The sequence below is a fragment of the Psittacicella melopsittaci genome (genome assembly GCF_003585925.1).
Classification (GTDB): Bacteria; Pseudomonadota; Gammaproteobacteria; order Enterobacterales; family Psittacicellaceae; genus Psittacicella; species Psittacicella melopsittaci.
The window spans coordinates 1-10,848 of record NZ_NRJH01000028.1 but is presented as its reverse complement, the minus strand read 5'-3'; the positions used below and the strand labels follow the sequence as shown (position 1 = coordinate 10,848).

The 10,848-nt window shown below is 33.3% G+C and carries 5 protein-coding genes and 1 pseudogene; all 6 read right to left on the bottom strand.

Annotated elements, in window-relative coordinates; all coding sequences use genetic code 11:
* Nucleotides 1-225: 225 nt before the first annotated feature.
* Nucleotides 226-1,821, bottom strand: coding sequence for a BspA family leucine-rich repeat surface protein (locus CJP74_RS03480; protein ID WP_222986885.1), 1,596 nt, complete (start codon nt 1,819-1,821; stop codon nt 226-228).
* Between the two features lie 319 nt (nt 1,822-2,140).
* Entirely contained in the window at nt 2,141-4,474 is a 2,334-nt protein-coding gene (locus CJP74_RS03475; protein ID WP_119496875.1) for a BspA family leucine-rich repeat surface protein, read from the bottom strand.
* 321 nt (nt 4,475-4,795) lie between these two features.
* Nucleotides 4,796-6,694 carry a BspA family leucine-rich repeat surface protein gene (locus CJP74_RS03470; RefSeq protein ID WP_222986882.1) on the bottom strand — a complete coding sequence of 633 codons (1,899 nt, stop codon included), beginning with the start codon at nt 6,692-6,694 and terminating at the stop codon, nt 4,796-4,798.
* Nucleotides 6,695-6,938: 244 nt separating this feature from the next.
* Nucleotides 6,939-7,163: pseudogene (locus CJP74_RS03465) on the bottom strand (BspA family leucine-rich repeat surface protein); the annotation flags it as partial.
* A 303-nt stretch (nt 7,164-7,466) separates the two neighbouring features.
* Nucleotides 7,467-8,933, bottom strand: coding sequence for a BspA family leucine-rich repeat surface protein (locus CJP74_RS03460; protein ID WP_222986880.1), 1,467 nt, complete (start codon nt 8,931-8,933; stop codon nt 7,467-7,469).
* A 174-nt stretch (nt 8,934-9,107) separates the two neighbouring features.
* Nucleotides 9,108-10,223: a BspA family leucine-rich repeat surface protein gene (locus tag CJP74_RS03455; RefSeq protein ID WP_119496871.1), complete on the bottom strand. Its 1,116-nt coding sequence runs from the start codon at nt 10,221-10,223 to the stop codon at nt 9,108-9,110.
* Nucleotides 10,224-10,848 lie beyond the last annotated feature (625 nt).

Here is a 10,848-nt window from a genome sequence, read left to right as displayed (position 1 = left end):
AAAGTAAGAGAAAATAAAAAAGAAAAGAAGGTAAAAAACAAGAGAAGGTAAAAAGGAAGAGAAGGTAAAAAACGAGAGAAGGTAAAAAAGCAAGAAAAAAAGAAAAAGTAAAGCTGAAGGGGTAAAGAGAAACTATAGAATTTAGGTAGTTAGAGTTTTTTACGAAAAAATAAGTACCCCATAAAAATGTAAAGGGGTACTTTGTAAAGAATAAATTACTGCTTACTATCTAAAGCGTGGTTTGTTTTCTCCTTTCATATTATTTGCATAGCTAAAGATATTATACCAATCCGTTACTTTGGATACATTCCAGTTTCTAATGTTTTGGTTGAAGGATCTTGCATCATAAAACATCCTGTTCATATTAGTCACATTAGATACATCCCAGTTACTGATGTTTTGGTTGAATGATGAGGCTCTTTCAAACATACTCCACATATTAGTCACATTAGATACATCCCAGTTACCGATGTTTTGGTTGAAGTAATAAGCTCCTCTAAACATCTCTCTCATATTAGTAACATTAGATACATCCCAGTTACCGATGTTTTGGTTGAAGTAATAAGCTTCCTCAAACATAGAACCCATATTAGTAACCTTAGATACATCCCAGTTACCGATGTTTTGGTTGAATGCTTTTGCCTCATTAAACATCCCACTCATATTAGTAACCTTAGATACATCCCAGTTACCAATGTTTTGGTTAAATGCTTTTGCCTCATTAAACATCCAACTCATATTAGTAACCTTAGATACATCCCAGTTACCAATGTTTTGGTTAAATGCTTTTGCCTCATTAAACATCTCACTCATATTAGTAACCTTAGATACATCCCATTTACCGATGTTTTGGTTGAATGAAGAAGCATTGTAAAACATCCGACTCATATCAGTAACCTTAGATACATTCCAGTTGCCGATGTTTTGGTTAAATGATGATGCATTACTAAACATCTCACTCATATCAGTAACCTTAGATACATCCCAGTTACCGATGTTTTGGTTAAATGATTTTGCTCCTGAAAACAAATAACTCATATCAGTAACCTTAGATACATCCCAGTTGCCGATGTATTGGTTGAATGATGAGGCATTACTAAACATATAACTCATATTAGTCACCTTAGACACATCCCAGTTACCGATGTTTTGGTTAAATGATTTTGCCCCAGAAAACATCGAACTCATATTAGTTGCATTTGCTACATCCCAGTTACTAATATTTTGATTAAATGTACTTGCACCATAAAACATCCCTTGCATATTAGTAACTTTTGATACATCCCAAAAACTAATATCTTGGTTAAATTTATCAGCTCTAGCAAACATATAGCTCATATTAGTTACATTTAAAATATTCAGCTTACTAAGATCGCTATCGATAATAGTGCAAGCAAAGGTATACTGCATAGATTTTATCTTACTTGTATCAAAAGTACTAAAGTCTATATTTACCTGGGCAAAAGCATAGCTACTACATTCTTTTGGGGCACCATTATCATCTTTTTCAAAAGTTTCGGTGAAAAGATAATCAATATTATCTAATTTAGACATATTGATAAAGCTAAGATCTAAAGCTTGTCCTCTAGGATCATTAAACTTACTTATGTAACTATTGAGAAATCTCTTGAGACTTTCTATTGTGGTAAAAGTAAGTTCTACTTTTGTAGAATCAATTCTTTGCTCTTTGATTTCATTAGGGAGTTGAGCAAAGATAGGGTCTGTTGCTCTATATTTTGCATTATAAGTAAAATAGCCTACTCCTATAGCAGTAGCTGAAGCTACTAGACCAAGACCGAGGTAGAGTTTGAGTTTTTTCATAGAAAACTATTTAAGTTGAGTAAAGTTATGTTAGGTTGAAAAGTTAAATAAGAAGGAAGGTCTAATTTAATTTATCAAAAAATTGAAGAAATTAGCATAAAATCAACTTCCTGTCTTTTCGGACAAAATAACTATCTATTTTCGTAAAAATTATGCACTTATTATAACAAGAAGGACAAGAAATCAAACAAGGTAAAATAATAAAACTGCAAATCTCAATGTACCAAACAAAGTAAGTTTAATTGATGAATTTTTGCGAAAAAATAAGTACCCCAGAAAAAAGTAAAGGGGTACTTTGTAAAGAAGAAATTATTGCTTACTATCTAAAGCGAGGTGGTTTGTTTGCTCTTTTCATATTATTTGCATAGAAAAAGATATCATCCCAATCCGTTACTTTGGATACATTCCAATTACTGATGTTTTTGTTGAATGAAGAAGCTCCTGTAAACATAAAACTCATACTAGTAACATTAGATACATCCCAGTTACGGATGTTTTGGTTAAATGCTGTTGCCCCAAAGAACATCCCGATCATATAAGTAACCTTAGATACATTCCAGTTACCGATGTTTTGGTTGAAAGAGGTGGCATAATAAAACATTCCATTCATATCAGTAACCTTAGATACATCCCAGTTACCGATGTTTCGGTTAAATGAGGTGGCTTCCGAAAACATTGAATTCATATTAGTAACCCTAGATACATCCCAGTTACCGATGTTTTGGTTAAATGCTTTTGCCCCTGCAAACATATAACTCATATTAGTCACATTGGACACATCCCAGTTACCGATGTTTTGGTTGAAAGATGAGGCTTGGAAAAACATCCCCCTCATATTAGTAACCTTAGATACATTCCAGTTGCTTATATTTTGGTTGAATTTGTGTGGAAAATCATATGTTCCCGCAAACATAGAGCTCATATCAGTAACCTTAGATACATCCCAGTTACCTATGTTTTGGTTGAATAATTGCACCTCATTAAACATACTACTCATATTAGTAACCTTAGATACATCCCATTTACCAATGTTTTTGTTGAATGTTTTTGCCTTATAAAACATCTCTCTCATATCAGTAACCTGAGAAACATCCCAGTTGCCGATGTTTTGGTTGAATGAAGAAGCATTGTAAAACATCCGACTCATATCAGTAACCTTAGATACATCCCATTTACCGATGTTTTGGTTGAATGAAGAGGCACCTGCAAACATACTTCCCATATAAGTCACATTGGATACATCCCAGTTACCGATGTTTTGGTTGAAGTAATAAGCTTCCTTAAACATAGAACCCATATTAGTAACCTTAGATACATCCCAGTTACCGATGTTTTGGTTGAATTTGTGTGGAAAATCATATGTTGACGCAAACATATATCTCATATTAGTCACATTAGACACATCCCAATTACCGATGTTTTGGTTAAATGATGATGCACTATTAAACATAAAACTCATATCAGTAACCTTAGATACATCCCATTTACCTATGTTTTGGTTGAATGATCTTGCAGAAGAAAACATCCCACTCATATCAGTAACCTTAGATACATCCCAGTTACCGATGTTTTGGTTGAATTTGTGTGGAAATTCATTTGTTCCAGAAAACATATAACTCATATTAGTCACATTTGATACATCCCAGTTACCGATGTATTGGTTAAATGATGAGGCATAACTAAACATCCTACTCATATTAGTGACATTAGACACATCCCAGTTACCGATGTTTTGGTTGAATTTGTGTGGAAAACGAAATGCCCCAGCAAACATATTACTCATATTAGTCACATTGGATACATCCCAGTCACCGATGTTTTGGTTGAAGGATCTTGCTTCATAAAACATCCCGCTCATATTAGTAACCCTTGATACATCCCAGTTACCGATGTTTTGGTTGAATTTGTGTGGAAATTCATATGTTCCAGAAAACATATAACTCATATTAGTCACATTGGATACATCCCAGTTACCGATGTTTTGATTGAATGATGAAGCCTCATGAAACATAGAGCTCATATTGGTTACATTTGCTACATCCCAGTTACTAATATTTTGATTAAATGAACTTGCACCATAAAACATCCCTTGCATATTAGTAACTTTTGATACATCCCAAAAACTAATATCTTGGTTAAATTTATCAGCTCTAGCAAACATATAACTCATGTTAGTTACATTGGAAGTGTCTAGTTTACTTAAATCACTATTGATATTTGCACAAGCAAAGGTTTCTTGCATAGATTTTACGTTACTTGTATTAAAAGTACTAAAGTCGATGTTTACTCCTGTAAAAGAGTAGCTGGTGCATTTTTCTATAAAGCCAATATCATTCTTTTTGTAGGTTCCAGCAAAAAGACGATCAATATTATCTATGTGGGACATATTGATAAAGCTAAGATCTAAAGCTTGTCCTCTAGGATCATTAAACTTACTTATGTAACTATTGAGAAATCTCTTGAGACTTTCTATTGTAGTAAAAGTAAGTTCTACTTTTGTAGAATCAATTCTTTGTTCTTTGATTTTATTAGGGAGGTGAGCAAAGATAGGGTCAGTTGCTCTATATTTTGCATTATAAGTAAAATAGCCTGCTCCTATAGCAGTAGCTGAAGCTACTAGACCAAGACCGAGGAAGAGTTTGAGTTTTTTCATAGAAAACTATTTAAGTTGAGTAAAGTTATGTTAGGTTGAAAAGTTAAATAAGAAGGAAGGTCGCATTTAATTCATCAAAAAATTAAAGAAATTATCATAAAATCAACTTCCTGTATTTTCAGACAAAATAACTATCTATTTTCGTAAAAATTATGCACTTATTATAACAAGAAGGACAAGAAAGCGAACAAGGTAAAGTAATAAAACTGCAAATCTCAATGTACCAAACAAAGTATGTTTAATTGATGAATTTTTTGCTAAAAAAATAAGTACCCCAGAAAAAAGTAAAGGGGTACTTTGTAAAGAATAAATTATTGCTTACTATCTAAAGCGAGGTGGTTTGTTTTCTTCTTGCATATTATCTGCATTTTTAAATATATCAAACCAACTAGTTACTTTGGATACATCCCAGTTGCTGATGTTTTGGTTGAATGATGCTGCATCTCTAAACATCTCACTCATATTGGTAACCTTAGATACATCCCAGTTACCAATGTTTTGGTTGAATGCTTCTGCAACTGCAAACATCCTATGCATATTAGTAACCTTAGACACATCCCAGTTGCCGATGTTTTGGTTGAATGCTGTAGCCCTGTAAAACATATAACTCATATCAGTCACATTGGATACATTCCACTTACCGATGTTTTGGTTGAATGCTGTAACCCTGTAAAACATATAACTCATATCAGTCACATTGGATACATTCCAGTTACCGATGTTTTGGTTGAAGGAAGAAGCATTGTAAAACATCCAACTCATATCAGTAACCTTAGACACATCCCAGTTGCCAATGTTTTGGTTGAATGATGAGGCATTACTAAACATATAACTCATATCAGTAACCTTAGATACATCCCAGTTACCGATGTTTTGGTTGAATGATGAGGCCTCCCTAAACATCCAACTCATATCAGTAACCTTAGACACATCCCAGTTACCGATGTTTTGGTTGAAGGAAGAAGCATTGTAAAACATCCGACTCATATCAGTCACATTGGATACATCCCAGTTACCAATGTTTTGGTTGAATGCTTTTGCCTCATTAAACATCTCTCTCATATTAGTAACATTAGAAACATCCCAGTTACCGATGTTTTGGTTGAAGGAAGAAGCATTGTAAAACATATGACTCATATCAGTAACCTTGGATACATACCAGTTACCGATGTTTTGGTTGAATTCTTTTGCCAGATAAAACATATAACTCATATCAGTAACCTTAGATACATCCCAGTTACCGATGTTTTGGTTAAATGCTCTTGCTTCTGAAAATATACCACTCATATTAGTAACCTTAGACACATCCCAGTTACCGATGTTTTGGTTGAAGGATCTTGCATCATGAAACATACCACTCATATTAGTAACCTTAGACACATCCCAGTTACCGATGTTTTGGTTGAATGATATTGCAGCATGAAACATACCACTCATATTAGTAACCTTAGACACATCCCAGTTACCGATGTTTTGGTTGAAGGAGCTTGCATAAAAAAACATCAAATTCATATTGGTAACCTTAGATACATTCCAATTACCTATATTTTGGTTGAAGGATCTTGCAAAATTAAACATCTTACTCATATCAGTTACATTGGATACATCCCAGTTACCAATGTTTTGATTGAATGCTGTTGCCCAAAAAAACATCCAACTCATATCAGTAACCTTAGATACATCCCAGTTACCAATATTTTGGTTAAATTTATCTGCTCTAGCAAACATAGAACTCATGTTAGTTACATTAGAAGTATTTAGTTTACTTAAATCACTATCGATATTTGCACAAGCAAAGGTCTCTTGCATAGATTTTACGTTACTTGTATCAAAAGTGCTAAAGTCGATATTTACCCCTGTAAAAGAGTAGCTAGTGCAGTTTTCTATATAGCCAATATCATTCTTTTCGTAGGTTCCTGCAAAAAGACGATCAATATTATCTATGTGGGACATATTGATAAAGCTAAGATCTAAGGCTTGACCTTGAGGTTCATTAAACTTCTCTATGTAACTATTGAGAAAGTTTTTTAAGCTTTCAGTTGTGGTAAAAGTAAGTTCAACTCTTCTAGGATTGATTCTTTGCTCTTTTAGTTTTTCTGGAAGTTGAGCGTAAGTTGGATCTGTTGCTCTGTACTTAATATCATAGGTAAAGTAAGCAGCCCCAATAGCAGCAGCTGTACCTAAAGCACCTAAGCTAAGAATAAGATTTAAGTATTTCATATTGGTTTTTAAGTTGAGAATATAAAAATCTAGTAGTATCGGAGAATAAATAAGCAAAAGGAGAGAAACTCTAATCTTCCTCATGACCCAGATTATTATATCAAGAATATGTGTTTAAATATAAAAGTAAGGTGTAAAGGACTTTTAAACTTTTGTTAAGCTTGTTTTTTTTCTAACTTGGATTTAACTAATAATTGGATATTAGAAAAAACAAACCTCAAACGGCCATAAGAAATTTTAGTAGCTAACTAGTGTTACAAGTATAGTTACTTGCATAAGCAAACATTCGGGTCATGTCCGTGACTTGAGAGACATCCCAATAACTCAAATCACAATTAAAGGCACTAGCATAGTAAAACATTTCTTGCATTTGCGTTACTTTTGCGGTATTCCATTGGCTTAGATAACCATTAAAGTCATGAGATTTTTTAAACATGGCGCTCATGTTAGTTACTTGTCCTACTTGCCAAGAGGCTAAACTAAGATCTCCAAGAAAGCAACAGGTAAATGAAAAGTTATCTTATTCTAAATAAAAGTTAGTTAACAAAGGCAAAAGAAAAGTAAAAGGTAAAAAGTAAGAAAGGGTAAAAATTTAGGATAAAAAACAATAAAAGGTAAGAACAAGATAAGGTACAAAAGGCAAGAAAAGAAAGAAAAAGAAAAGCTAAAGGTGTAAAAAGAAACTGTAGAATTTAGGTAGTTAGAGTTTTTTGTAAAAAATAAGTACCCCATAAAAAAGTAAAGGGGTACTTTGTAAAGAAGAAATTATTGCTTAATATATAAAGCGAGGCGGTTTGTTTTCTCTTTTCATGTTATCAGCATACATAAAGGTAGAATCCCAATCAGTTACTTTAGATACATTCCAGGTGCTAATGTTTTGGTTGAAGGATCTTGCACCATAAAACATCCTGTTCATATTAGTCACATTAGATACATCCCAGTTACTGATGTTTTGGTTGAAGGATCTGGCATAACTAAACATCCTGCTCATATTAGTCACATTAGATACATCCCAATTACCGATGTTTTGGTTGAATGAAGAGGCTCCCATAAACATCTCACTCATATTAGTAACCTTAGACACATCCCAGTTGCCGATGTTTTGGTTGAATGATCTTGCATTATAAAACATATTCCTCATATTAGTCACCTTAGAAACATCCCAGTTGCCTATGCTTTGGTTGAATGATCTTGAATTATAAAACATATAACTCATATCAGTAACTTGAGATACATCCCAGTTGCCTATGCTTTGGTTGAATGCTTGTGCCTCATAAAACATATAACTCATATCAGTAACTTGAGATACATCCCAGTTACTGATGTTTTGGTTGAAGGAAATTGCATAATAAAACATTGAAGTCATATCAGTAACCTTAGATACATCCCAGTTACTGATGTTTTGGTTGAATTTGTGTGGAGAATAATTTGCCCCAGAAAACATATATCTCATATTAGTAACATTAGATACATTCCAGCTACCTATGTTTTGGTTGAATGAAGAAGCTCCCCGAAACATCGCATTCATATTAGTAACCTTAGATACATCCCAGTTACTGATGTTTTGGTTGAATGAAGATGCGAAATAAAACATTCTACTTATATCAGTTACATTTGATACATCCCAGTTAGCAATGTTTTGGTTGAAGGAGCTTGCATAATAAAACATCCAACTCATATCAGTAACTTTAGACACATCCCAGTTACCAATATTTTGGTTAAATTTATCTGCTTTAGCAAACATCCAACTCATGTTAGTTACATTAGAAGTGTTTAGTTTACTTAAATCACTATTATCGATATTTGCACAAGCAAAGGTCTCTTGCATAGATTTTACGTTACTTGTATCAAAAGTGCTAAAGTCGATATTAACCCCTGTAAAAGAGTAGCTAGTGCAGCGATTGATAAAGCCTGTATCACTCTTTTCGTAGGTTCCAGCAAAAAGGCGATCAATATTATCTATATGGGACATATTGATAAAGCTAAGATCTAAGGCTTTACCTTTAGGATTATTAAATTTATTTATATAGCTATTAAGAAAGCTTTTTAAGCTTTCGGTTGTGGTAAAAGTATATTCTACTCTTGCAGGATTGATTCTTTTTTTTCTTAGTTTTTCTGGAAGTTGATCGTAAGTAGGATCTGTAGCAGTGTACTCAATATCATAGGTAAAGTAAGCAGCCCCAATAGCAGCAACTGTACCTAAAGCACCTAAGCTAAGAATAAGATTTAAGTGTTTCATATTGGTTTTTAAGTTGAGAATATAAAAATCTAGTAGTATCTTTGAATAAATAAGCAAAAGGAGAGAAACTCTAATCTTCCTCATGACCCTGGTTATTATATCAAGTAAAGGGAATAATCATCCCCTTAAAACAAAAAAAGACAAGAACAAAAACTTCCTGTCTTTTAATTACGTTTAAGTCTCGACCTGCAAGCTAATAAAACTTAGATCTTTAGCTTGAGGAAACCTAGCTTGATAAACCTCAACAAAATCTTCTAACTTATCTTGGCTTGTAAAAGTAATTTGCACATGCTGAGGGTTTAAGCGCTGTTCTTGTAAGATCTCAGGTAACTGACTATAACTAATATCGCTAAAACGAGCCTGATGATATCGAGATCTTTTTTTATAAGCAGACATGAATTTTGTTGCACCAACAAAAACATCTTTGCGGTGTTTAATTTTGCGAGTATCCCAAAAACTTAAATCACAAGTAAAGTTACTTGCATAAGCAAACATTCGAGTCATATCTGTTACTTGAGAGACATCCCAATAACTCAAATCACAATTAAAGGCATTAGCATAGTAAAACATTTCTTGCATTTGTGTTACTTTTGCGGTATTCCATTGGCTTAGATTACCATTAAAGTCATGAGCTTTTTTAAACATGGCACTCATGTTAGTTACTTGTCCTACTTGCCAAGAGGCTAAACTAAGATCTCCAAGATTACTTGCCAAAGCAAACATATTTTGCATATTAGTTACTTGGGCAACATTCCAGTTTTCTAGATCTTGTGGATACTTAAAGCAAGCACCTTGGAACATAAACGACATATTGGTAACCTGAGCTACATTCCAGTTAGCCAAGCCAAGGTTAGGATGAGAAAAGACAGCCTGAGCAAAAAGATAACTCATGTTTGTTACTCGAGAAACATCAAGTTGACTAAGGTCAGTGACTAGTTCAACGCCCATAAAGGTTCCTTGCAGAGAAGTTATATTTTTTAAATCAAGACTATTAAAGTCGAGGTTTAAGGGGCGAGCTTGCATTTCTGGCTGGTTCTCAAGCAAAGCTTGCGAAGCAAAAAGATAGTCAAGGTTATCTAACTCAGAAAGATCAAGAAAACTTAAATCGAGAGCTGGACCTGGATAAGTATTAAACTTGGCAATATATGCCTCAAGAAAAGTTTTTAGTTTGCTAGTGGCAGTAAAGACAAGCTTTACTTGCCGAGCGTCAAGTGTTTCTTTTTGATACTCAAGGGGGAGCTGAGTATAGGACAGATCGGTAAAAATCTGTACAGGACAAGAATTGGTCATAAAAAAGATAAATAGTCTGTAAACAGACCTAACATTAAAATTAGAGTGAGTAAATTCTAGAGCGAGAATAAATAAAAATTAAAACTTTATCCTTGGAGGTAAAGTAGAATGATTAAAATAAGTAGAGTGATGTCAGTTTTTTGCTAAAAAAACTAGCTAATTAGTTTAGAGAAAAAGATTTTAGTTCTCGCTTTTGCTTTGCCTATTATAGCAATAATTAAGACAATTTTACCTAAATTGAATGGAAAAAATTAGCAGTAGCTGAGTTCTTTTTAGAGAGGCTTTGTTGCTGAGTTAAGCATTTATTATCTTTGCTTTTAGGCTTTTTTTGTTTTTTGCAAATCCTCTTAATCTTGTCTATCGCTTTACCTTGCTATGCACTTTAGCTTACCTATTTGCTTAATCTCACTTATTGTCTTTTCTCTTTTTTATAATTTTTGCCTCTTTATACCTGACTAAGTTTGGGTTTTTGTTTTTACTTTTGCTTTTGTTTTTACTTTTGCTTTTGTTTTTACTTTTGCTTTTGTTTTTGCTTTTGCTTTTGCTGTTGCTTTTGTCTTTGCTTTTTCTTTTGTGTTTTCCGTTTATTTTCTTTGAGTTTTAGCTTTTGTTATTGCTTTTGTTT